Origin of the sequence: Chryseobacterium indologenes (assembly GCF_002025665.1) — a bacterium.
In the GTDB taxonomy this organism is placed as follows: Bacteria; Bacteroidota; Bacteroidia; order Flavobacteriales; family Weeksellaceae; genus Chryseobacterium; species Chryseobacterium metallicongregator.
Window position 1 is genome coordinate 3,053,549 of the sequence record NZ_CP018786.1, and the last position, 24,332, is coordinate 3,077,880.

Annotated in this window: 30 protein-coding genes; 2 read left to right on the top strand and 28 right to left on the bottom strand. The window is 35.5% G+C overall.

What is annotated here, in order from left to right:
- Positions 1 to 114 precede the first annotated feature (114 nt).
- The 5 genes from BUE84_RS13855 to BUE84_RS13875 form a co-directional block, all read right to left on the bottom strand.
- Positions 115 to 759: an alpha/beta hydrolase gene (locus BUE84_RS13855; protein ID WP_145953253.1), complete on the bottom strand. Its 645-nt coding sequence runs from the start codon at positions 757 to 759 to the stop codon at positions 115 to 117.
- Positions 760 to 899: 140 nt separating this feature from the next.
- Positions 900 to 1,157 (bottom strand): hypothetical protein, encoded by a 258-nt coding sequence (locus tag BUE84_RS13860; protein ID WP_079242140.1) that lies wholly within the window; start codon positions 1,155 to 1,157, stop codon positions 900 to 902.
- A 91-nt stretch (positions 1,158 to 1,248) separates the two neighbouring features.
- Positions 1,249 to 1,581, bottom strand: coding sequence for a hypothetical protein (locus tag BUE84_RS13865; RefSeq protein WP_079242141.1), 333 nt, complete (start codon positions 1,579 to 1,581; stop codon positions 1,249 to 1,251).
- A gap of 11 nt (positions 1,582 to 1,592) precedes the next feature.
- Entirely contained in the window at positions 1,593 to 2,147 is a 555-nt protein-coding gene (locus BUE84_RS13870; RefSeq protein ID WP_227942539.1) for an RNA polymerase sigma factor, read from the bottom strand.
- A gap of 441 nt (positions 2,148 to 2,588) precedes the next feature.
- Positions 2,589 to 4,589: an alpha/beta hydrolase family protein gene (locus BUE84_RS13875; RefSeq protein WP_079242143.1), complete on the bottom strand. Its 2,001-nt coding sequence runs from the start codon at positions 4,587 to 4,589 to the stop codon at positions 2,589 to 2,591.
- A gap of 168 nt (positions 4,590 to 4,757) precedes the next feature.
- On the opposite strand from BUE84_RS13875, the gene BUE84_RS13880 reads away from it, so the two are divergent.
- Together BUE84_RS13880 and BUE84_RS13885 are read left to right on the top strand one after the other, a co-directional pair.
- Entirely contained in the window at positions 4,758 to 6,098 is a 1,341-nt protein-coding gene (locus BUE84_RS13880) for a sensor histidine kinase (protein ID WP_079242144.1), read from the top strand.
- Positions 6,088 to 6,771 (top strand): response regulator transcription factor, encoded by a 684-nt coding sequence (locus tag BUE84_RS13885; RefSeq protein WP_079242145.1) that lies wholly within the window; start codon positions 6,088 to 6,090, stop codon positions 6,769 to 6,771. Before BUE84_RS13880 ends, BUE84_RS13885 begins: the two co-directional genes overlap by 11 nt.
- A 40-nt stretch (positions 6,772 to 6,811) precedes the next feature.
- Here BUE84_RS13885 and BUE84_RS13890 read toward each other — a convergent pair whose 3' ends face one another.
- The 23 genes from BUE84_RS13890 to tpx form a co-directional block, all read right to left on the bottom strand.
- A complete protein-coding gene (locus tag BUE84_RS13890; RefSeq protein ID WP_158521367.1) occupies positions 6,812 to 7,765 on the bottom strand; it encodes a pepsin/retropepsin-like aspartic protease family protein in 954 nt (317 codons plus the stop codon).
- Positions 7,766 to 7,917: 152 nt separating this feature from the next.
- Positions 7,918 to 9,921, bottom strand: a complete 2,004-nt coding sequence (locus BUE84_RS13895; RefSeq protein WP_079243946.1) for a S9 family peptidase — start codon at positions 9,919 to 9,921, stop codon at positions 7,918 to 7,920.
- 173 nt (positions 9,922 to 10,094) lie between these two features.
- Complete coding sequence (locus BUE84_RS13900; RefSeq protein WP_079242147.1) at positions 10,095 to 10,553, bottom strand: DoxX family protein; 459 nt, start codon at positions 10,551 to 10,553, stop codon at positions 10,095 to 10,097.
- A gap of 109 nt (positions 10,554 to 10,662) precedes the next feature.
- On the bottom strand, positions 10,663 to 11,121 hold the full coding sequence (locus BUE84_RS13905; RefSeq protein ID WP_079243947.1) for an SRPBCC family protein: 459 nt from the start codon (positions 11,119 to 11,121) through the stop codon (positions 10,663 to 10,665).
- Positions 11,122 to 11,211: 90 nt separating this feature from the next.
- Positions 11,212 to 11,640, bottom strand: a complete 429-nt coding sequence (locus tag BUE84_RS13910; RefSeq protein ID WP_079242148.1) for an ATPase — start codon at positions 11,638 to 11,640, stop codon at positions 11,212 to 11,214.
- Positions 11,641 to 11,759: 119 nt separating this feature from the next.
- Positions 11,760 to 12,626, bottom strand: a complete 867-nt coding sequence (locus BUE84_RS13915; protein ID WP_079242149.1) for a VOC family protein — start codon at positions 12,624 to 12,626, stop codon at positions 11,760 to 11,762.
- Between the two features lie 141 nt (positions 12,627 to 12,767).
- Positions 12,768 to 13,007, bottom strand: a complete 240-nt coding sequence (locus BUE84_RS13920; RefSeq protein ID WP_238594261.1) for a hypothetical protein — start codon at positions 13,005 to 13,007, stop codon at positions 12,768 to 12,770.
- A 34-nt stretch (positions 13,008 to 13,041) separates the two neighbouring features.
- Positions 13,042 to 13,455 carry an SRPBCC family protein gene (locus tag BUE84_RS13925; protein ID WP_079242150.1) on the bottom strand — a complete coding sequence of 138 codons (414 nt, stop codon included), beginning with the start codon at positions 13,453 to 13,455 and terminating at the stop codon, positions 13,042 to 13,044.
- 75 nt (positions 13,456 to 13,530) lie between these two features.
- Positions 13,531 to 13,962, bottom strand: coding sequence for a VOC family protein (locus tag BUE84_RS13930; RefSeq protein WP_079242151.1), 432 nt, complete (start codon positions 13,960 to 13,962; stop codon positions 13,531 to 13,533).
- 89 nt (positions 13,963 to 14,051) lie between these two features.
- Positions 14,052 to 14,831 carry an alpha/beta fold hydrolase gene (locus BUE84_RS13935; protein WP_238594262.1) on the bottom strand — a complete coding sequence of 260 codons (780 nt, stop codon included), beginning with the start codon at positions 14,829 to 14,831 and terminating at the stop codon, positions 14,052 to 14,054.
- Positions 14,831 to 15,331, bottom strand: coding sequence for a DinB family protein (locus BUE84_RS13940; RefSeq protein ID WP_238594263.1), 501 nt, complete (start codon positions 15,329 to 15,331; stop codon positions 14,831 to 14,833). Before BUE84_RS13940 ends, BUE84_RS13935 begins: the two co-directional genes overlap by 1 nt.
- Before the next feature lie 226 nt (positions 15,332 to 15,557).
- Positions 15,558 to 16,019, bottom strand: a complete 462-nt coding sequence (locus tag BUE84_RS13945) for a hypothetical protein (RefSeq protein WP_079242153.1) — start codon at positions 16,017 to 16,019, stop codon at positions 15,558 to 15,560.
- 29 nt (positions 16,020 to 16,048) lie between these two features.
- Positions 16,049 to 16,459, bottom strand: a complete 411-nt coding sequence (locus BUE84_RS13950) for a VOC family protein (RefSeq protein WP_079242154.1) — start codon at positions 16,457 to 16,459, stop codon at positions 16,049 to 16,051.
- Positions 16,460 to 16,556: 97 nt separating this feature from the next.
- Positions 16,557 to 16,964 (bottom strand): VOC family protein, encoded by a 408-nt coding sequence (locus BUE84_RS13955; protein WP_079242155.1) that lies wholly within the window; start codon positions 16,962 to 16,964, stop codon positions 16,557 to 16,559.
- Positions 16,965 to 17,041: 77 nt separating this feature from the next.
- Positions 17,042 to 17,632, bottom strand: a complete 591-nt coding sequence (locus BUE84_RS13960; protein WP_079242156.1) for a Crp/Fnr family transcriptional regulator — start codon at positions 17,630 to 17,632, stop codon at positions 17,042 to 17,044.
- Positions 17,633 to 17,887: 255 nt separating this feature from the next.
- Complete coding sequence (locus tag BUE84_RS13965; RefSeq protein WP_079242157.1) at positions 17,888 to 19,099, bottom strand: DUF763 domain-containing protein; 1,212 nt, start codon at positions 19,097 to 19,099, stop codon at positions 17,888 to 17,890.
- 63 nt (positions 19,100 to 19,162) lie between these two features.
- Positions 19,163 to 20,293, bottom strand: a complete 1,131-nt coding sequence (locus tag BUE84_RS13970; RefSeq protein WP_099049846.1) for an FAD-dependent oxidoreductase — start codon at positions 20,291 to 20,293, stop codon at positions 19,163 to 19,165.
- A gap of 49 nt (positions 20,294 to 20,342) precedes the next feature.
- Positions 20,343 to 21,176, bottom strand: a complete 834-nt coding sequence (locus BUE84_RS13975; protein WP_079242159.1) for a helix-turn-helix domain-containing protein — start codon at positions 21,174 to 21,176, stop codon at positions 20,343 to 20,345.
- A gap of 36 nt (positions 21,177 to 21,212) precedes the next feature.
- Positions 21,213 to 21,617 carry a glyoxalase superfamily protein gene (locus BUE84_RS13980; protein ID WP_079242160.1) on the bottom strand — a complete coding sequence of 135 codons (405 nt, stop codon included), beginning with the start codon at positions 21,615 to 21,617 and terminating at the stop codon, positions 21,213 to 21,215.
- Between the two features lie 11 nt (positions 21,618 to 21,628).
- The gene (locus tag BUE84_RS13985) at positions 21,629 to 21,976 is read right to left on the bottom strand and encodes a VOC family protein (protein ID WP_079242161.1); all 348 of its coding nucleotides are present in this window, start codon (positions 21,974 to 21,976) and stop codon (positions 21,629 to 21,631) included.
- An 86-nt stretch (positions 21,977 to 22,062) separates the two neighbouring features.
- On the bottom strand, positions 22,063 to 22,752 hold the full coding sequence (locus BUE84_RS13990; protein WP_079242162.1) for an alpha/beta hydrolase: 690 nt from the start codon (positions 22,750 to 22,752) through the stop codon (positions 22,063 to 22,065).
- 77 nt (positions 22,753 to 22,829) lie between these two features.
- The gene (locus tag BUE84_RS13995; protein ID WP_079242163.1) at positions 22,830 to 23,405 is read right to left on the bottom strand and encodes a Crp/Fnr family transcriptional regulator; all 576 of its coding nucleotides are present in this window, start codon (positions 23,403 to 23,405) and stop codon (positions 22,830 to 22,832) included.
- A gap of 84 nt (positions 23,406 to 23,489) precedes the next feature.
- Entirely contained in the window at positions 23,490 to 23,990 is a 501-nt protein-coding gene (gene tpx, locus BUE84_RS14000) for a thiol peroxidase (RefSeq protein ID WP_079242164.1), read from the bottom strand.
- Positions 23,991 to 24,332 lie beyond the last annotated feature (342 nt).

Here is a 24,332-nt window from a genome sequence, read left to right on the forward strand (position 1 = left end):
TTGTCATTTCGAGCATAGCAAGGAATCTCAACTTTAATTTCTGCCCGCAGATTTCACAGATTACGCAGATAATTGGAGTATAATTTCAATAAAATCATATTCCAAAAACATTATTTATTTCTGTGAAACCCATTTCTTAGTGGGAACAATCCAATCATTGAGCGTTTTAAAAAGAAAACCGTGATGTAAACCTGTATTAAGTTCAATTTCCTTAAAATCTTTAATATCAGATCTGATAAATCTTTGTTCCTGTGATAACAGTACATGCCCGTCATCCGATTTCTCCGTAATGGAAAGAATTCTTCCATATAACCTGAAGTTTTTGTCTTTTTCCAAAGAATCATCTTTGAAGGTAGCTCCAATGAAGACAAATTTCAATTGTGGATTTTTCTCGTAAAAAGAGACATACTGTGCAATATATCCTCCCTGAGAAGTTCCTACAACCGCAATCTTTCCGGCCGGAATTCCTTTTTTCATCAGGCTATCAATCTGCTTCTTTACCTTCTCAGCATAAACCGATGGATCTGTACCTGATTTTCTTTTCTCAGAAATAACAATTGTATTTTGATCCCTTAGTTTGTTGAGTATTGTTTCATATTCTGCAACACCATATTTGGGATGTTTTTCCTCAAAAGAATGATCTTCCAGAAATTTATTATGTAAAAAGAAAATGTATTGTTTTTGTTGTGACTTTTGGCCAAACAATATAATCGAAAAAAACGAAAGTATGACAATAAAAACATTTCTAAACCTCATCATAACCTGATTTTTTATAATTGCAAAGACACAAATGTAGTATTAAAAACTTTCCCAGGAGTTGTTTAAACAAAAAAATTCCGGCGCGGGAAGCTTTGCTTCCCGCGCCGGAATTAAACAATTTCAATTTAGTTCTTAGGATATTATGCTTCGCAGGTATTATCCTTTTTGCAGCATCTTGAATGGAATTCTTTTTTGAATTTTCCTTTCAGTTCCTGATAGTCTTCCTCATTCATTTCTCTGATCTTATCTGCCAGTCCGAAAGGGGATTTTTCTTTAATTCCGTACTCATCAAAAATACCTTTGATAAATCTTTTTCTTTGTATTGCTTTTTTAGCAATTAAGGCTACACCTACAACGGCTAATGCTCCAAGAGCTCCTTTTAATGCTGAATTTTTCATTTTTTCAAAATTTTAAATTTTACTACTTCTTGTTTTTTATAGAGACGAATGAATTCTGATTTTACTTTACTACTTCTTTAAAAATTTCAAATTATTCGTTGTTTCTGTTGAAGAATCCTCCCGAGCATTTATTTCTCCAAACCTCTTTGAATTTCTCTCTTTCCTCCGGGGATAAACCTTCCATTTTCTCCCTCATTTTTCTTTCCTTGAAATCTCTCATTCCCTTACCGAAATGGAAACCGCCAAAAAGAATTTTGCTTAGGATCAGTATTCCCATGGCCTGCCAGAAAGTAATGGTTTTAGCGCCTAAAATCTCCGGAAGAAGGCAGTTCCAAAGCATCATGACAATCCATGTAACGGCAACTAAAATTAATGGCGGGCATAGCAATAAAAAAAACCAACCCTTTTTGTGTTTATGATTCATAATTTCTTTTTCTAACTTTTTAAATCTTCGTATAATTTTCTCAATCTGTTTCTCAAGTGCTTCACAGCATAGTTTTTTCTACTGATGATGGTTTTGATGTTTTCTCCCTGTTCATCGGCGATCTCCTGGAGGGTTTTGTCATTCAGTTCGTTTTCTACGTAGACCAGCCTTTGTTTTTCGGGAAGTTCATCAAGTGCTTCAAACAGTTTTTTCCAGATCTCATCCTGAAACATCTTCACTTCAGGACCCGCACTTTCATCCATCAAAAGGATATCCTTGATAGAAAAACTGCCGTCTTCATCTTCATATACGAAATCTTCAAGATTTTCTGTTTTCTTTTTTCGGTAACGGTCTGTAATTTTATTTGCCGTCACCCTGTACAGCCAGCCCCCAACGTTTACGATCTCCGAGAGATTCGTAAGGCTACTGAACTGATACCACACTTCCTGCAGAATATCTTCCGCATCCTCCGTGTTTTTCACTTTCGGACGAATATAGGACATCAGCTTCCCTCCGTAGTTGGAAACGGTCTGTGAGATGATGTTTTCTTTCTCCTTCTGTGGCATTGTTATTTTTTCGACAACCTCCATATTGTTATGACGGCTGAACTTTTGGTTTTACTTTAATAAATTTAAAATATTTTTCTTAAAATTCAATTTTTCTTTTATTCATCAATGTTTTTTATCTCATAAATTTTCAACAACTTACGCATAAATTATTTTTCAGAAGCTTTTTCCCGCTATCCGCTCATACTCCTCACACCCAACGATCCCACACTCTTCCCCTCCGAATCTCCCATTCATGTTCCGGGGTAACCGCTGTTATCGGGGCTAGGATAATAAGTGATGAATGATAAAAGTTTCTATGTATATTCATTCCCACTTTCTAAACCCTTAATGTAACAATTATAATGAGATTGCTTCATCTTTGATTCGCAATGACTTTTTCAATCCCTCACAATAATAAAAAGAAACGGAAGACTTTCGCCTTCCGTTTCCATATTATAATTACTTATTAAAGTTCTCTGCAAAGAATCCCAGCATCGACTTATAAAGCTCTATTCTGTTCTGTTCTTTTCCAAATCCGTGTCCTTCATCATATTTTACCAGATAAGGAACTTCAAAACCTTTGGCACGCATTGCTTTTACAATCTGATCAGATTCATTGATATTCACCCTTGGATCGTTAGCTCCCTGTACTACAAATAAAGGTTTTTTGATCTTGTCAATCTGGAAAACAGGTGAAACTTCTTTAGCAATTTTGGCTTGCTCAGGATCATCAAGATTATACCAGATTTGTTTCATCTGTTCTTTAAGTGGTTTCCAGTATTCAGGAAATGAATCAAAGAACGTGAAGATATTGGACACCCCTACATAATCTACTCCACAGGTGTATAGATCAGGAGTTTTGATCAACCCCATCAGAGTAGCGTATCCTCCATGGCTTCCACCATAAATGGCAATTTTATCTTTATCTATCCAACCTTGCTCAATGGCATATTTTACTCCATCCTCCACATCATCCATTACTTTTCTGCCAATCTCATTATAACCAGATTTTTGGAATTCTTTTCCATATCCTCCTGAAATCCTGAAGTTGACCTGAAGTGTAGCATAACCTCTGCTTGCAAAAAGCTGTGTTTCTGGATTAAATCCCCAGCTATCTCTGATTCCTTGAGGACCACCATGAGGGTTTACAATCAAAGGGACTTTTTTCCCTTCCAATGCAGCTTTAGGTAATGTAATATATCCATAAATTGTAAGTCCGTCTCTACTTTTGAATTCAATAGGTCTCATCTCTGCCATATCTTCTTCTTTAAGTTGTGGCTTAAGATTATATAGGAATTTCAATTTCTTTGTTTTTGTATCGTATTCATAATAAATTCCGGGTAGCTTATCACTTGTCACAAGTACCAGAAATTTCTCTTCAGCATCATCAGAAGAAACCATACTAAATTCTTTGTCTCCAAGCTGAGATTTTAATTGATGGTCAATTTCCTTATAAAATTTACTTACCGGAACTGTTTCTTCTTTGCTTCCTTCATAGCTGATAAAATCTAATTCATAATTCCTGTTTTTACCGGCTGTACTTATTGAACTCACATCATATACAGGATTAGAATAAACTTCTCTGATTACTGCATTTTTCTTCAGATCATACAAAACAATTCTTTTCTTATCCCCATCTAAATCTGTTTTTACAAAGGCTTCATCTTTATTTTTAGAATGATAATTAAATTCAATAATACTGAATCTATCTTTCCAGTCTACTGTTTTAATAAGATTAAATTTACCTGTCTGTAAATCTTTATAGTACGTTTTTTTTGTCAAACCATTCTCCAGAATTACATATCCACGCAGGTTGCCATCTTTATCATAAATATACTCATTAATAGGATTTTTGGGATCTTTATTCTCAAATAACTGAACCATTTCCCCTGTTTTATAATTGATTTTAAAAGGTTCAAAAATTTGTTTATTATTCTTATTCATGGTAACAATAACAAAATCTGTGTCTTTTATTATTTGGACATAACCAAGCTTAGTCCCTTCAAACGGAGTAAGATCTTTAGAATTATTTCCGTCCAGATCTGCTACATATAGATGAATGTTTTCATTTCCACCTTTATCCTGTATATAATAAAGACGGTTTTTATTCAGCCAGCCATATTGCTGAATGAGATTCTCTTTTTCTATAATAGCTGTGGTAATTTTTTCTGTATTCAGATCTTTTACATAGACATGATTTTTCCCGTCCTTATCCTTTTCTTTATAGGAGAGATATTTACCATCAGGTGAGATTTTAAATGCTGATGCTTTTGGTCGTGCAAAATAATCTTCAACTATGTATTTGAAGTTTCCCTGATCAAAAGAAATAAGTTTCTCAAGGGTTTGTTTAGAAGACGGAAGTGTGACATCACCGGGTAATTTAGCATTAGTTTGTGCCTTAATTATCATTACAGACAGTATAACCTGGGCGGCTGTAAGGATCTTAGATTTTACATTCATTATTTATATTTTTTACTATTAAACATTCTATATATCTCAATTCAATACTGCAAATTTCCTCCAAAAACATCAGGATATGGGTTATCAAAATGTTACATAGTGTTAAATAGTGTTATCAAGTCATTTTTGTATTCTATAATATGTTAATTTCGATCATTATATAATCTTATGAATAAATTTTTCACCAACTTTGGAAAGCTGCTGTTTATTATAACCATTATTGTTGTATTGGTTTTTCAGGGGTATTGGATTTGGGTTAATTTTCAAAATAAAAAAGAAGAAATTCTAAAAAACACCAAATCAGAAACCGCACAGATACTGATCCAAAACATGTTAAATCAAAGCAGTATAAAAGAAAAGTTAGCCAGCAAAAACACTACAAATCCGGATGCAAGTAAAAAAGTTGAAGTATACATCACCCAACCAAAAACCAAAAATATTATCAATGAGAAAATAAAACCTCAAGGGAATGGTGAGTTCTATGAAAGTAAAATGTTAAGTACTTTTCTGTATAACTCTTTAAAAAAATCCTTAAAACATTCGTTTAAAAAAGATGTTGAAATAGATATATATATTGAAAATAAGACAAAAAAGAAAACATACCCTAATAATCATAAAATCACTAACCAAAACACTACTGAACCTATAAACTCTTTAGTAGAAAATAATACAACCTACCGTGTTCATATTATCAATTTAACGGAAATTACTTTATATGAAATAAAGGAAATACTCTTTTTTTCTGTATTCTATGTTCTTCTTTGTGTAATCACCATTGTTATTCTTTTCAGAAACTTAAATTTTAGCCAAAAGCTATTAAAAAACAAAGAAATTTTCACAAGAAATATGACGCATGAGCTAAAAATCCCTATTTCTACACTGCTTATTGCAGCAGAAGGCCTTGAAAAGTACAATATAGCCAATGAACCTGAAGGAGCCCGAAAATACGCAAAAAGTATTCAAAGAGCTTCCCATCAGCTTTCTACTCTTGTAGAGGCAATTCTTCAAAATGCCAGAGCAGATATCAGTACAGAAAAACTGAGTTTAATTCCTATCAATTTATTAATTTTACTAGAAGAAGTAAAAGAAATTCTCTCTGATATTATTACAGAAAAAAAGGCAAAAATAATGATACGGGATATTGATGACAGTGTTCTTATTAAAGGAAATCATGATCAAATGAAACAGATACTTTTAAATCTATTGGATAATTCATTAAAGTATTCGGAACAAGAACCTGTAATTATCATTTCTGCCAAACAGAACCGAAACCGTATTCTGATCAAAATAGAAGATAATGGAATTGGAATTCCGGAAAAGTATTTTCAGGAGATTTTTAAACCTTATTTTAGAATTCCTAATGGTGATCTATATGATGTAAAAGGTTTCGGCCTGGGTCTGAGTTTTGTAAAAAACTCTTTAAAGAAACAAAACGGAAACATACGTATTATAAAACCGGAATCAGAAGGCACTGTTATGGAACTAAATATGCCATTATATGAGTCATAAATTTAAAGTACTGTATTTAGAAGACGACCCTGACCTGGGTGAAATCACTGCTGATATGCTCACCAGAGAAGGTTTTGTGGTAGAATGGGTAAAGAATGGAAGTGATGGTCTGGAAGCAATAGAAAACAAATCCTTTGATATTGTCATTGCCGATATTATGATGCCTAAACTGGATGGTTATACCTTTTTGCAAACTTTAAGGGATGATGGAAATAACATTCCTTTGATTTTACTTTCAGCCCGGGTACTTACAGAAGATGTTCTGAAAGGTTTTACGATTGGAGCAGATGATTATATGCGAAAACCCTTCAGTATTGAAGAGCTTATTGCAAGGATGAACAAGTTATTGAAGAGTACCTCTGCAAGTCCAGTTATCCATTCTATTGCCATAGGAGGTTATTTCTATAATCCGAACACCTACGAATTAACACACCAAGGAAAATCTTATAAACTATCTCCAAGATCAGGAGAAATTCTCTATCGCTTCGCAACTTATAAAAACGGTATTTTACCAAGAAAAGAAACACTTATCGACCTTTGGGGAGATGATAATTTTTTTAACGGACGAAGCTTGGATGTTTTCATCTCCAAATTGCGGAAGCAGCTTGCCGATGATCCCAGAATAAGCATCATCAATATAAGAGCTACCGGTTATCGGTTAATAATAGACTAACAGAAAACTGCTATTGAATTCAATAGCAGTTTTTTGTTCATTACTCATAAATACGGATTTCTTTAGCTTTAAAATCGATCGTTGTTTTATAGGTCTTTAAAAATTCATACCCTAACAAACCATCGAGTTTTAACGTACTGCCCTGATTGAGAGAAGTAAGCGTAGCATCTTCAAAAATAAAATTCAGCTTATTATACTCAACACCTCTTATGATTATTTTTTTAACGCGTCCTTTCTTTGCCTTCACTTTTCCACCAATTCCGGTAAGGTCAGATTCTTTATATCTGATGATAGACTCTTTCAGTTCGGGAACATATTTTTCATAAAATAAATTGGCTGCAGCACCTGTGTCCAGACCCATATTGTACATCTTTCCATTAATTTCTATCTGAAGTACAGGAATATGCTTATACATTTCAAACGGAATCGTTGCAAGAAGCTTTCCATTTCGTTCTTTTTCCTGAGATAAAGATGTCTTCAATGTTCCGGTAATCTTTGATTTTTTGTAATCAAAGGTTAAAATGTAATCATTAAATACACGATATCCTATTAATCCTAAAATCTTTCTCTTTGTAAGATGAGACATGGAAACAGAAAGCACATCTCCATCAGAAAGAGTAATTCCATACCAATCGAATGATTGTATATGGGCAGTTCCTGATTTTTTCACCTTTCCTCCCACGCCTGAAGCTTCACTTTTATTGGATGAATCATAAACCAGATTTTCTGCATCTGAATTCAATATCAGATCAGGAGCTCCACTGTCCAGTATGAATGTACCTCTTTCTCCATTGAATTGTGCCTGTACATAAATAATTCCGTTATCTACTTCAAAGGGAATTTCAATACTTTCACGGGTATTGTTCTTTAAAGGATCTGAAAGTTTTAATGGTTTTTGAGCATTGGTATTAACCTGTTCTCCAGCATTGCCCTGAGCTTTGGAATATGTTATCATAATGGTCAGAAACAATAGTAAAAATAATCTGTGTATCATAATATCTTTTTTGATTCCACAAATTTCTGCAGAAAACATTTTTTTCTGAGTTATCATACCGTTATATAGTGTTAAACAGTGTTATCACTACCTCTACAAACAAGAAACGGAAGACAAAAGCCTTCCGTTTCCATTATTATAAAATTAATAGTTTATTTATTAAAATTCTCTGCAAAGAATCCCAGCATCGACTTATAAAGCTCTATTCTGTTCGGTTCTTTTCCAAATCCGTGACCTTCATCATATTTTACCAGATAAGGAACTTCAAATCCTTTGGCACGCATTGCTTTTACAATCTGATCAGATTCATTGATATTTACTCTTGGATCATTAGCTCCCTGTACCACAAATAAAGGTTTCTTAATCTTATCAATCTGGAATACCGGAGAAACTTCTTTAGCAATTTTAGCTTCTTCAGGGTTATCAAGATCATACCAGATCTGTTTTACCATTTCTTTGTATGGTTTCCAGTATTCTGGGAAAGAATCAAAGAAAGTAAAGATGTTGGATACGCCTACATAATCTACCCCACAAGCATATAAATCAGGAGTTTTAATCAATCCCATCAATGTTGCATATCCACCATGGCTTCCTCCATAAATCGCAACTTTATTCTTGTCTACCCATCCTTGCTCAATAGCATATTTTACACCATCTTCCACATCATCCATTGCTTTTCTTCCGATCTGCTTGTAACCCGCTTTCTGGAATGATTTTCCATATCCTCCTGAAATTCTGAAGTTCACCTGAAGCGTAGCGTATCCTCTGCTTGCAAATAATTGTGTTTCCGGATTGAATCCCCAACTGTCTCTGATTCCCTGTGGCCCACCGTGAGGGTTGACAATCAAAGGAACTTTTTTACCTTCCAGTGCCGCTTTAGGCAGGGTAATATATCCATGAATAGTCAATCCGTCTCTGCTTTTAAATTCGATAGGTCGCATTTCAGCCATATCTTCTTCCTTCAACTGAGGCATCAGGTTGTAAAGAAGTTTGGTCTGCTTGGTTTTGGTATTGTATTCATAATAGGTACCATACAGCTTATCACTTCCTACAACAACCAGAAGTTTATCATTATTATCATCAGAAGAAGCAATTCCAAATTCCTTATCTCCAAACTGAGATTTTAATTGATCATGTATTTCTTTATAAAATTTACTTACCGGAACTGTTTCCCCCTTAGTACCTTCATAACTTATAAAATCAAGTTCATAATTTCTGTTTTTACCGGCAGTGCTTATTGAACTTACATCATATACCGGATTAGAATAAATTTCTTTAATCACAGCATTTTTTTTCAGATCATACAGCACGATTCTCGCTTTATCGCTATCCAGATTCGTTACCACATACGCTTCATCTTTATTTTTAGAATTTTCATTAAATTCTATAATACTGAAGGTATCAGACCAGTCTGCAGATTTAATCAGATTGAATTTTCCGGTCTGCAGATCTTTATAATAGGTTTTTGTGGTTAATCCGTTTTCAAGAACGCTATAACCTCTCAGATTTCCATCCTTATCAAAAAGATAGTCGTCAATAGGACTGTTGACATCTTTATTTTCATACAGCTGGGTCATTTCCCCAGTAACGAAATTGATTTTAAAAGGTTCAAAGATCTGCTTGTTGTTTTTGTTCATGGTAACCACAACGAAATCAGTATCTTTTATAGGAATAATTGCCTGTACCTTTACTCCATCAAATGGTGTTAAATCCTTTTGATTGCTTCCATCGATATCGGTGGCATAAAGGTGGATATTTTCATTTCCACCTCTATCCTGAGTATAGAAAAGACGTTTTTTGTTCAGCCATCCGTACCCTCTTACCAGATCATCTTTTTCTACAATGGCTTTCGTAATTTTTCCTGTACTCAGATCTTTTACATAGACATGATTTTTTTTCTCCTGATCTTTTTCTTTATAGGAAAGGTATTTCCCGTCAGGAGAGATTTTAAAGGCCGAGGCTTTTGGTCTTGCAAAGTAATCTTCAACTTTATATTTAAAGTTTCCTTTGTCATAAGAAATCAGTTTCTCAAGATTAGCCTTGGAAGATGGCAAAGTAGGATCTCCCGGCAGTTTGGCAGTAGAACTCTGTGCGTTAGTCATAATGGTGGATAGTACAATAAGGGCTGTACCGAAAATGTTGTGATTTAGGTTCATAACTTCTGTTTTAAAGGTTAAAGTTATAGAAAGCACTCATTTTTAAAACAATAGAAAACAAATGCATTTTATATAATAAGACACATTCCACCTACAAAATGTTACACTTTCATATCATTTAATTAAAAAAATCTCAATTATATAAAAAAGACAGCCTTTACAGACTGTCTTTTTTATTGTAAATAAATTCCGAAATACCAGGTCCAGAGTATCAGAATAATCTGCATGGGAATCCTTTGGATGTAAAGATATCTCATTCCCGGACCGGTGTAATCGGCTTTAAAAATATTAATCTTTTTCTTGGAAGAATTGATATTAGCTATGAAAACCAATACATAAAAAATGATCAGTAAAATAGCTGTGATCTCACGAATAGCCGGAATCATCAATCCGATTCCTGCTGCAATTTCCAGAACTCCTGTAAAGTATACCCAAAACATTCTGGCAGGGATAAAATCAGGAATCATCATCGCCATTCCCTTTTGAAATTTAAAATGGGAAAAACCTGTAAATATGATGAAAACAGCCATTCCCAAATTTCCTGAAAATATAAAGTCCGGCTTCCCCTGAAACAAAAAAGTTGCCAGCAAAGCCAGAATAAAAGTTGCGAAAAGTATGACGAGTAATTTCATTTTTTAGGGTATAGATGATAGGTTATAGGTGGCAGGTAGTAGGTGCAGGGATTAGGGATTAGGGATTAGTATTCAGGATCAAAACCTCAACTTTAAACTTTGAATTTCATTATACTGAACCAAAACTTACACCTTCGGCAAGGCTTTTCACAACCATCAGTCCTTTTGTAAAGCCTGTGTTCATATGATCCTGCCATTGTTTTTCTACCTGAACTTCAGCGTGAAGTTTTGTTTTCCCGCCAAAGTCTATCAGAAAGTATTTCTCAAAACTTCCGTTCCATTCCATGACTTCTTTACTCTGGGTATCTTCATTTCCCTCTTTATCCACCATTCCCAAGTGTTTAAATACAATCTGGTTAGGCTCATCCAGACTGTCTATGGTTGAAACCATTCCTTCCCCCTGTGCATTAAGGAAATAGGTTTTACCTCCTACTTTCCAGTCGGATTTCATAACAGATCCTGCCCCGAAATACTTGGTCCATTCACTGTACGTTTCAGGATTCCAGAGGATGTCCCATACTTTCTGTAGAGGAGCATCTATTACTGTTTCGTATGATAAAGTTTCCATTTGTTTCATTTTTTTAAGTGGTCATTGTGAGCAAAGTGAAGCAATCTCAAAGCTCAAATGATTTTTTGCTTTTAGTTCAAACCGAATTGTTTATAACTGATTTTCTGAGAGATGTTTCACAATTGACATTGCCTTTGGAAATTTCTCTTCAAAAAATTCTTTAAATTCTGCCGGAGTCTGAATTTCCGCTTTCAGTAAAGTTCCGTCTTCGTTCTCCTCAAGAAAGTAAGCTTCTGTGGCTTCTCCCCAATCCTTAGGCACTTCAATACCGTCATAAATTTCACCCAGATGCAGAAATTTTATTTCTTCATTGGGAATCACTTTTTCTACTCTGCTGTACATCCCATTGTTCTTAGGATCAAGAAATTTGACAATATTATTTTCTTCCAGCGTTCCTTCATAGAAAGAACCGTCTGTAAATGCTGTAGTCCATTGTCTGTAGGTAATATCACCCCAAAGAACACTCCATACTTTTTCAGGTTCAGCATTGATTTCTATTTCGTATGATAATTTTTCCATATATTTTTAAGGTATTTGGTTACAGGTAATTGGGTTGGAGAATTTTAGAGTGAGAGGATTTTGTACAATCACTTCTAATTTCCAACCTTTAAATAGCATCAAACAATACGCCGAAAAGTTTAAGAATTATAAGCATCTTCCAGATCCCGGATGATAATTTTCTGCATTTTCATCATGGCCTGAACTACTTTATATGCTTTTTCCTGATTAGAATCATTCATCAGCTGGATGAGCCTCTTAGGTACAATCTGCCAGCTTAGTCCATACTTATCTTTCAGCCAGCCGCACATGCTTTCTCTTCCTCCGTCTGCTGTAAAAGTATTCCAGTATTTGTCAGTCTGTTCCTGGTCATCTGTCATTACCACCAATGATATTCCTTCATTAAAGTCAAACTGATGATCATAGGAATTATCCATACAGAATAAGCTATAATTATCGATTGTAAAATGAGCATGCTGTACATTTTCTGCCGGTTCTGGTATATCATGACCTTCACTGCCTGCGTCATAGGTTAATATATTCCCGATACTTGAATTGGGAAAAGTTCTGGTATAAAGCTCCATTGCTTCTTTTGCTTTCCCATTATTCTGATGGATAAACATCAGCGTAGGAACTATTTTCTGATCACTTGCTTTTTCACCCAGAAACAACTGCCATGTTACTCCGTATTTATCCTGAACCCATCCGTATTTCGGACTCCATGAGTAAGATCCCAGTTCCATCAAAGCTATTCCGCCATCCAGTAACTGATCCCAGTATTTTTGAACTTCGTCTTCTGTTTCACAGATTACCATAAAAGATATAGAAGCATTTTTTTTGAATTGCGGGCCTCCATTTAGAAGCATGATTCTTTGTCCAAACAAATCAATGTTCATCACAACAGGAGTATCTGCTGTGATTTCGCCTCCAAAAACTTTACAATAAAATTCTGCAGACTGCTTGGCGTCTCCATCATACCAGAGACATGGGAAAATATCGTTATTCATAATTTTAAATTTTAACAAGAAAAATGTATTTATACTTTTAAATTCTCTATACAAAAGCAAAACGGATCTTATGCCTTTACATTGAAACGATACTATTACGCTTTACTGTAAGACACTGCAAGTTTTCCAGTTGTATATTTATTATGCTTCTTTAAAACAGACCTGATTTTCTTTCATATAATTCTTCAGCTTCATCATCGCATTTTTACCGAAACCATGAAGCTGCATGATTTCTTTTTCGGAATAATCTGAAAGTTTTTCCAAAGAATTTATTTTTTCTTTTTCTAAGGCTTTTCTTGCAGGTATTGCAATAACTCCGTAAAGGAATTGCTCTGCAGAGTCATAATTAAAAGCATAAATAGAGTTTAAACTCTTTGACATGATAACTAGATTGATCATGGCTACAAAAAAATTGTTAATGATTCTCAACATATTTGTGGAAGTTGTTGAGAATAGCATACCAGCCATCTCGCTGCATTTCCACAGAATTTTGTTTTTCCGGATCGAAAATTTCAATGACTTTCGTTGTATTCTCATCTATTTTATTGAAAACAACTTCTACTTTCCGTCCGTCTTCCATGTGATACTTAATGACCTCATGAGGAACTATCTCATCATATACTCCTTCAAAATCGAATCCGAAACTTTTGTCTTTCGCTTCCATTCTGTTTTTGAATTTGCCCCCTACGGTAAGGTTATTTTCAGAACTAGGACACTGCCAGGTTTCATGGGCGAAATTCCATTTCGTGATGTGTTTGGGCTCATTGAAATAATTCCAAACCTTTTCCACCGGTGCTAAAATTGTAATGTCTATTTTAATTGGATCCATAGTTCTATTTTTTAAGTTTGCATAAAGAGATGCCCATTTTTGGGCAACTCTTCATATAATTAGTTAAATATAAGATTATTTTGCGTATTCGTCATTATAGTTCACCATCCAATGAACACCGTATTTATCCTGGAAACACCCGAAATAGTCTCCCCAAAACTGATCTTCGATTGGCATTTCTACATTTCCACCATCAGAAAGTTCTTTAAAAAGTCTATCTGCTTCACTTTTGGAATCAGGGAAAATAGAAACATAATTGTTGTTTCCTACAGTAAGAGTCTGCCCAAATCCGGGTACAATATCTGATGCCATTAAAAGATCACCTCCGATAGGCAGAGCAATGTGCATTACTCTGTTTTTTTCTTCTTCCGAAAGGTTTTCTGTTCCGGGAGCATTTCCCATTTTATGAATTCCTCCAACGAATTCACCACCGAAAACAGTTTTGTAAAAATTGAACGCTTCTTCTGCTGTTCCATCAAAATTTAGGTATGGATTTAATTTAGCCATGATTTTTAATTTTAAAGTTATTATTATAAGATATTGTTTCTACTGTTGATCCATTAAGAATTAATTAATTTACTATGAATAAAAAATACTTAATGGTTTAAAAATTTCGCCACTTCTCTGACGGTAAAGTCTATTAGATTGGTATCCAGACTTCCGTCAAAATCCGGCATCATATAAGTGCCATGAGTGGCAGGAAGAATCATTAATCGTGAACCTTTTACCAGCCTCCACATTGCTGCAGTATGTTCCGGCTTCATCACATCCTGATCTCCACTGATAAATAATGTGGGTGACTTTATAGACGTCAGCACCTCATCATCCCAATCTTCAAACGTTTGCATCCTTGTGCAGTCTTTCTCAAAAAGGTTTTCCAGTTTTGAAAAATCCGGATTGAGATTTAAAAAATTAATTTTAAAAGTTTCTGGCATTGATTCGAAAGTGGCTTCCTGCATGCCTTCAAAAAAGCCATCTATCATTCCACTTCTTTTATAAAAAGCTGAAGCAATGACCAATTTTTCAACTATTCCCGGATGACGATGGCCAATCTGCATTACGGTACTTCCTCCGTTGCTAAATCCCCAAAATGAAGCTTTCCCGATAGTAAGTTCTGCTAGAATTCCGGCTACATCATCAGCATCCTGTTCAAATGTTTCTGGAATATCCCGATGCTCACTTCTTCCGTGATTTTGTAAATCGATTCCTATCAACTGAAATTGGTCAGCCATTCTTTCAATGACTTCTTTAAAATCATAGAGCATGGAAGAGCCACCGCCATGGATCAATACCAAAGGCTTTCCTGATCCATAGATCTCGTAATACAATTGGATTCCGTTGACTTTTTTATAGCCTTTTTCTATTGGATTCATCATTAATATTTAAGATTTTCATCCACATCATACTTCATTCCCGGATAATCTAAAATTCTGCGCATTAAACCTATCTGTCCGCATAAATAGTCTTCACGGCCGATACACATTCCGACAAAATTGAGTTTTGTTTCTTTAATGAAAGGGATATTCATTCCTATTTCAAATATTTCATCCAGTTCTTCATCGGTTACTTCATAAAGTTTTTCATATACTTTAGCAGAAATTGAGTGAAAATTTTCTTTCAATTCAGCCAGCGTTGGATATTTAAAGCTTTCATCCAGTGCTTTTCCCTGGAAAAATAAATCGCTGTAAGGATCTTCGTCCCGAAGCCCAAGTACCCAGCCTAATCCATAGCGCATGTTGATAAAGTTTCCTGCCATCCATACGATGTGATTGGTTTTATTTTCAATTCTTTTCAAGGCGTCTTCTTCCGAAATACCGTCCAAAACATTCATAAAGCTCTGGGAATGCATTCTGTAAGCCGGAATGACGAGTTCCATTTTTTTTGATTTTGGTGTGTTCATTTTTAATTATAGATTAGAAGTTAGAAATTAAAGGTTAGAATTTTGGAGAAACGCAAAGGCGCTAAGAGTTTTACAAACCATGCGTTTTTAAGGCGCGGGGATTTTATCTTCGATAAAATTGACTGTTCTAAAAATGTAATACTAAATATGTCAGCGATGTACTTGTCATTCCGAGCAAAGCAAGGAATCTAAAAATAACATGCTATTTTATTGCTCCAGGTTTTCCTAAAATTCTTCGGAGATAGCCCAACTGTCCGCTGTGATAGATTTCATGAAGGCTTAGCGTTGATATATCTTTAACCATTTCAGATTGAAAATGCTCAAGATTACTAAGTTTTGCTTCCAGCTTATCCTGAGATTGTTTCAGATAAGATTTTAAATCTTCAAAGTTGACTAATTCATCTTTTCGATCTAAAGGCATTTCTCCTCTGTTATAGAAAGAAAATTTTTCACTGTCCCAGACAGATTCTTCTCCTAAAATATTCAATAAAGGATTTCTGATTTGGATCAAATGCCCCAGAATCCAGTTCATACAATTGGCTTCACCATTGGGAAAAATCATAGATTCTTCGTGGGTAATACCATCTATATTCAACGTAATCACATAATAGTTACTGGTTACCTGATTTTTTATGATTTCTATATCGTTTGACTGTGTTTCCATTGGATGTATATATTTGTGATTTGAGCAGACTATTCAGCAGGGATCTGAGAGACATCTCCATGCATTACTTCCCACTGATGGCCATTGATATCCGCAAAACTGCTTTGATACATCCATCCGTAATCTACGGGTTCACTGTATTTTGAACCTCCGTTTTCGATGGCTGTTTTTACCATACTATCTACTTCATCCCGGCTGTTTGCCCCGATGGCAAGAAGTACCTGAGTAGTATCTCCTTTTGCAAAAGGTCTGTTGGTAAAGGTTTGGAAAAACTCTTCTTTGAGAAACATCGTGTAAATATGATTTTCTTTCATCACTACACATATTGCTTTATCATCTGAAAACTGTTCATTAATAGAAAAGCCAAGCTTTGTCCAGAATTCTCTAGTTTTTTGAACGTCTTTTACGGGTAAATTGACGTAAATATCGGTAATGTTCATTTTGTAAATTTTAGTGGTGATTGTTATCCAAAATTACCAGAATATGGTAAGATTATGCTTGCCATAGGACAAGATTTGATTTTAATTTGATCTGAAATTATTCTGTCGGCATTTGAGACAGATCAGCAAAAGTAATATTCCAGCCGTGTCCCTCCAGATCCCAGAAAGAATTCTGGTACATCCACCCGTAGTCCTGAGGCTCTTCATGTTGCCACGCTCCGTTCTCTACAGCGGTATTTACTATTGCATCCACTTCTTCACGACTGTTTAAGCCTACTGCTACAAGAACCTGACTGGTATTTTCTTTGGCAACAGGTTTATTGGTGAAGGTCATAAAATAATCTTCCTGCAGAAACATAGCATAGATGGTATCATTCAAAACAACACAGGTTGCTTTATCATCAGAGAATTGTTCATTGATAGAAAAACCTACCTTAGTCCAGAATTCTTTTGTTTTCTGTACATCTTTCACCGGAAGGTTCACATAAATTTGATTGATTTTCATTTTTTGTAATTTTAGTGTTAAACTGTAATCCAAAATTACCGAGGTGCAATGAAAATCTACTTGTCATAGGGCAAGATTTAAATTTTCTTAGGATGGGAAACGATTTCCTTACGGATACGGCTTAAAGAAGTGTCTGTAACTCCCAGATAGGAAGCAATTTGTTTCAAGGGTGCAAATTGGATGACTTTAGATTTCTGCTCAAGCAAATTAAGGTATCTTCTGGTGGCAGAAAGGGTAAACATCTCTACAGATCTTTGTTTATAGGCAAAAAGTTCCTGAGACATCCACGATCTTCCCCATTCTCTGAGGTTTGGAATTTTATGGAACAGCTCCTGGAAAGTGTCATAATCCAGTCTCCAGCATTCACAGTCTGTAATACAAACGATATTTTCCTGAGAGGGAACTCTCTGAAACATTGACAAGACCTCAATAATCACTTCATTCTCTACAAAAAAATGAGTGGTTACTTCGTTTCCGTTGAAATCATTCACATAGGAACGCGCCAATCCACTTTCAAGAATATAATATTCATTGGCCGTTTTTCCTTCTTCAAGAATGAAATCACCTTTCTGGAAAGATGTTTTTTCATGAGCCTGAAATATTTCAGCAAGCTCTTCCGGGAAAAAAAAGGGGAAATCATAGCAGGTTTCTAAAGCTTTATTGGTCATTGGTGTCATTTTTTTAAGTCTTTAAAAGTAAAATTTTTAATTGAATTAAAAGTAAAAAACATTAAACAAAGAATATAATATCTTTATAAAAAGCCATGTATTACACTATAATAAATACTACTTTAAGACCAAATATTTTTAAACAGTCATTTTAAAACCACCCCGTCAAAAATTCTTTGAATTCTTGCCACCCTTCCGGAGGATGGGAATGGTAAAACATTTAGTCGACGGTAATAGAATGATAAAACTTTTGCTTTAAAATAAAGAAAGCTGGATCGCTTTTGGAGGATTAGGTTTCTGGGCATCTCCAAATACGGTTTTTCCACCTAAACGCCATGAGTTTTGTCTTTCTTCTTCAATGACCTGCTGGATATCAAAATCCGGAGTGAAATCCTTTTCTGCTTCAGCTACGATCTGATGAAGCTTATTTAAAGAGTTTAATTTATCAGAATTTCCCAGTTTGGACTTTTCTATTCCTTTTCTGAGAATGCTGATACTTTCATCATAAGTATTAATCGGAACAGGGAAAGGATGTCCGTCTTTACCGCCATGAGCAAAGGAAAACCTTGCCGGATCAGCAAATCTTGAAGGCGCTCCGTGAATCACTTCACTTACCAAAGCTAATGACTGCATGGTTCTTGGTCCTACTCCTTCCAACATCAGCAAGTCTTCAAAATTCTGAGGCTGCTGTTCTCTGGTAACGTATAAAAGTGCTCCCAATCGTTTCAAATCTACATCAGAAGCCTGAACATCATGATGAGCAGGAAGAATCAGTCTTGCAAAATCCTTCATAATCTCAGCCGAATCGGTATGGGAAATATCCAGAATGCCTTTTCTGTTTTCTGAAGCTTCGGTATCAGTAAGGTTAAGAATTCGACCTCTTGAAATTCCATTGATTCCTGTGTGAGGTTTTTCTACAAATGAAGTGATGTTTTCGGAATGCCAGTGATATCTTCTTGCTGTTCCATCAGATTCATGCATTCCCTGTTGAATGACGCTCCAGTTTCCGTTATCTGACAGAATAAAATTGTGCAGATATAGTTGATAACCATCCTGAATGGCTGTATTATCTACTTTTGCAGAAAGTTTGCTGGCTCTTACAAGATCTGTCCCGTTCAATCCGGTTTTATCTGCAATCCTGATCAGTTCTGATGGAGTCTCACGGGAGAATTTCCCTTTTCCACCACAGATATAAAGTCCCAGAGATTGTGAATTAGGGTTAATAGAACGTTTCAATGCTCCCATAACGGAAGTGGTAATTCCTGAAGAATGCCAGTCCATCCCCATCACCGCACCAAAACTTTGAAACCAGAATGGATCTGCTAATCGACGCAAAACCTCATCTTTACCGTAATCCATCAGAATAACTTCAATAATGGACAGTCCCAGAACAGACATACGCTCATACAACCATGGCGGTACTTTGCCATAGTGAAGAGGTAAATCTGCTGTTCCTGAACGTTTCATTCTATTATTAAAATGTAAAGGTAAGTTTTATTCCCCTTATTTTTTAATGATCCGAATCATTAATTATTGGATAAGGCTTGTAAAGGAGAAATTGACATCACGCATTTCCAGTTCATTTTTGCTGGATTCCAGCTGTGCTTCTCCAGCATAAAGAAACATCTCTTTTTCGTAAGCGTTAATGGCTTCGGATATAGTTTGATAGGCTCCTTCAGTTAAATTCTCCGATAAAATTAAAGCATCCATCAGTCCGCTGTTCACTCCCTGTCCTGCAAAAGGAGGCATAAGATGAGCAGCATCCCCAATCAGGGTTACAGGTAAAGGGCGATTATTTTTCCAGGGTTTGTCTAATGGAATTTTCCTTGTCGGCAACCCTACAAAAAAAGAAGTTGAAAGAAATAACTGCTGATACAGCTCATTCCATGAAGACAATCTTTCAGAAAGAAACTGGCGTACCTGTTCCGTATCTTTAAAATCCAAATTACAGCCCTCTTTCCATTCCTCAGGCTTTTTGAATATGACTCCATACGTCAAAGCTCCGTTATTATAAGGATTGGCTACCAATAAATTTCCTTCAAACGCGGCCATTGGTCTTTTCCCCTCACACCAGTTGAAAAATTCGGGACAAGCTTTTTCAGGCTGTGGAACATCTCCCTGAATGATAAAAGTTCCGGTTTCTTCCACTTCTGCTTCCGTGGCGTATTTTCTTACTTTGGACATTCCACCATTGGCACCAATAACAAGATCCGCAGTCACATCAGGTTTATCTTTAAAATGAAGCAGCCATTTTCCGTCATGTTCTTCCATTCCGGTAAAATTCATTTCCCAGATTACGGTATCATCTGCCAGACTGCCAAGCAGCATTTCTCTCAGATGATTTCTGTTGATTTCAGGATTTTCATATTGATTTTCGGGAGTAATTTCTTTTGTAAACAGAACATTTCCCTGTTCATCGGATATTTTTATTCCCATAGGTAAGGCTGTAGCATAATATTGATCCAACAGACCCGCTTTTTTAATGGCTTTCTGTCCTGATTCTTTATGAAGATCCAATGTACCGCCCCAGACTCTTGTCTGTGCATTCAGATCTCTTTCATAAACATTTACTTCAACGCCTTTTTGCTGTAATAAGACTGCCATGGTTAAACCCACTGGGCCTGCGCCGATGATGGCTACTTTTTTATGATTCAGCACCATAATTTTGTGATGTATTTATTATGTCACAAAATTCAGGAATGCAGTTGTATCATGCTTGTACAAATGCGACAAAATCATTGCTTATCGCTTGTTTTCTTTTTCTTGCTTCTCTTGCAAAAGCTGCGGGTGTAGAACCGCTGTATCGTTTAAATTCTCTGCTTAAGTGAGATTGATCGGTGTATCCAAATTCCTGTGCGAGTGCCGCAATAGAAGTTTCAGGAGCATCCCATAAGCGGTTTCTTATCTGTTCAAAACGCATAATTCCGGATACATCTTTTACAGTGTGTCCCGAAGACTGTTTGAATTTTCTTTCTAATGTCCGAACTGTTGTATGGGCAGAATCAGCAACTTGATTTACTGGAATAGCTCCGTAATTTTTTCTCATAGCCGCACCGGCTTTGAAAAGCAGGCTGTCTATGGTAATCTGTGAGTGTAATTTCAGAAAATATTGTTCTACCTGAAAGATAGCGTCCTCTATTTTTCCCCGAGTAATAAAGTCATTCAAGGCAGATTGAAGCTGTGCAACGGGATGTTCAAACCTATGAACTCCGTTTTCTGTTTTTTCTGATGAAAGTCCCAATAAGTCAAAAACTGCCCATGGAAAACACCTGATTCCGATGATTTCCAATTGATTTTGAGCATGAAAAAGAGCAGGCTGATTGAGTAATCCCATGATAAACGGAGAAGGTAAAGCCTGCAAAATTCCCTGATGAGAAATACTGCATCCGCTGCCAAAGTGAAAGATAATTTCGGCATAACCATCCGGCAGTACTGTAAATTCTGACAGTTCTTCTCCATAATCTCTTCTGTTATACCAAAAACATTTTATGGTATCCCGGAGTTCTTCCGGGACTTCAAATTCCTGATGTATATTTGAAAACATAATTTACTAAAAATCAGTTATGTTGTTTGAGTGGAATCATTCATGTGAATACAATTGCAGGTCTTTGTGTTTTGCCTCATCATATTCTTCTTCGAAAGTGATTGTATTCCCAAAAGGATCAGTTACCGTAAAGGATATAGCGCCATAAAACGTTTTTTCGAGTCCCGGACGGTTGTATTTATATTTTTTTTCAATCAGTTCCTTATGATATTCCGGAACGCCTTCACCCCAGATCGACACCTTTGTTCCAGGTGTTCCATCCCCATGATGTTCACTTAAATGGAAAATGATATTCTCTTTTTTCACTTCCATATAAACAGGTGTATTTTCATCAAAATAATGTTCCCATACAATTTCAAATCCCAGCCAGTCTACATAAAATTCTTTTGTTTTCCGATAATCGAAAATTCTTAATACAGGAATAATTCTATCTGCTTTCATTGTACTTTTATTTATTGGTGAGACAGTATATTAATCAGTTTCTGAAATGGATCTTTAACGAAAAATCTGCGGACTCCCCAGTCTTCATTGGTGAGTTCGTAAGTGATTTCAAAGCCGGCATTTTTCATTTTGTCAAAGACTTCATCCACATTATCTACTTCAATGGAAAGATCAGGAACTTCTGTATCGTTTCCTCCCTGTTCAGCAAAACTGATCTGAACTTTTGCCTCCTCGTTATTACCCAATGTTTTGATCCATCCATGATCCATCAAAACATCCAGTTCCAGAATATCCTGATAAAACTGATTGGCTCTGGAAAGATCACTTGTATTGATATTGGCTACTATTCTTTTTACCATTTCTAAAGTATTTTTTCATTAAAAAAAGCCTTGTGAAATTACGTAAAATTCACAAGGCTTAATCAATTATTGTACTGTATTTTGTATTAAACGGAAGCAGCTGCCTCTAAAATTAATTGAGTAACTTCTTCCGGATGTGATGCCAATGAAGCGTGTCCTGCATCTAAAGAGATTATTTTCTTTGGTTCAAGGCGTTCTGCCATTTCTTTTTCTGTTTCTGCAGGGATCATACGATCCTGCAAAGAGATCTGATACCAACTTGGGCGCATTTTCCATGCCGGTTCACCTGCTACATCACCAAAACATTGTCCGTGAATAGGTTTTTGTGATAATGACATTACCAAAGCTTTTTCATCGTCTAAGTCCTGACAGAAAGCAGATTTAAATTCATCATATTTAATCCATAAAAAACCTTTGTTATCAGGATAAATACTTGCTCCACCTGGAGATTCTCTTCTTCCTAACAGAGATCCCAGACTGTCTCCTGCATCTGGCGCAAAAGCCGCAATATAAACCAGCCCTGCAACTTTATCATGATGTCCGGCTCCTGAAATAACAGCACCACCATAAGAGTGTCCTACCAGAAGTACTTTCCCTTCCTGGGCATCAATAAGATCTTTTGTCTTGTTAATATCGTCCTGTAACGATGTTAATGGATTCTGAACACTTCTTACTTTATACCCTGCTTTTGTCAGTGAAGGGATAATGTACTGCCAGTGTGATCCGTCTCCCCATGCTCCGTGTACCAAAATAATGGTTAAATCTTTTTGTTCCATAATGATTGTGTTAAAATTTGATGATGTTTGATGATGATAAAGCTACGGTTTAAAACATCAGTGAACGTTAACTTAAGTTAATTAACGATACGGCTTCTGATACGGCTGAGTGACTGTTCTGTTACGCCAAGGTAACTGGCAATGTGTTTCTGGGCAATTTTCTGAAAGAGTGCAGGCTGTTTTTTAACTAAATTGAGATATCTGTTTTCTGGGGAAAAGCATAAAAGATCATCGATTCGTTTTTTGGCATCCAGATAGATCTTTTCACTCATCATTCTCCCGAATTGCTGCCAGTAAGCTTCTTTCTTGTATAAATCCTGCAGACTATCTTTACTCAGCAGTAAAATTTCACAGTTTTCCAGCGCCTGAATATTCATATTAGATACAGTATCGCAGAGAATACTTTCATAATCTGTAAAAAATTCATTCTCAAAATAGAATCCGAAATTGATTTCACGTCCCTGATCGTTGATGTAAAAAGATCTGATGGTTCCTTTTTTAATAAAGCCCAGATACTTGCATTTTTCACCTTGTTTCAGAAAAAAATCAGATTTTAAAAGTTTTGTATCGTGAAGTAAAGTGTAGAATTCTTCAAAGTGATCTGAATCTACCTGAAAAAGTTCTCCATATTTCTTATAATTATTTGACGTCATTTGGTGTGATTTGATTAGGTGTTATATTCAAAAAAAGCCTCGCAAAATTTACATTCACAAGGCTTTTCTACAAAAATTATTTTATTATTTCAATGCTGCCAGAGCGGCATCATAATTAGGTTCATTGGCAATTTCCGGAACCTGCTCTGTATAAACTACTTTATTGTTTTCGTCTGTTACAATCACGGCACGGCTCAATAATCCTTTCATAGGAGAGTCTGCGATAGTCACTTCATAATCATCTCCAAAACTGCTTCTGAAGTCTGAAAGTGTTTCCACATTATTCAATCCTTCAGCTGCACAGAATCTTCCTAATGCGAATGGAAGGTCTTTAGAAACATTGATGATAACCGTATTATCAAGTTTTGAAGCCTCTTCATTGAATTTTCTGGAAGAAGCAGCACAGGTAGGTGTATCAATGCTTGGGAAAATATTGAATACTTTTTTCTTTCCTGCAAAAGTTTCAAGAGTTTTTACAGCCAGCCCTGAATCTACCAGTGTAAAGTCTTTTACTGTAGTTCCTACTGATGGCAATGTTCCTATTGTGTGTACTTCGTTTCCTTTTAAAGTGATTGTCGTGGACATAATATTATTTTTAAAGTTTTTCAAATTTAATCAAAAAAGAAAATTTTATCCGTTTTATTATGGTTAAATTAATCTTAAAGTGAAAATAAAATTTATCCATTTGATAATCAAGTTTCCAAACAAAAGTTCACTATTTCCATACTCTAAAAAATGAAGATTTTATGGGCAAAAAGTTCAGCTTATGAAAATTGTAAAATTGTTTTTAAAATAATTATGAAAGGAAGTGAAGCATAAATTATACAGATATAAAATTAAAGAGTCAAAAGCGTGTTTTTTTTATGGAAATATCTTAAATAAAACAATGATATTTACTAAATTTGTGGGACTTAAAATTTCAAATAA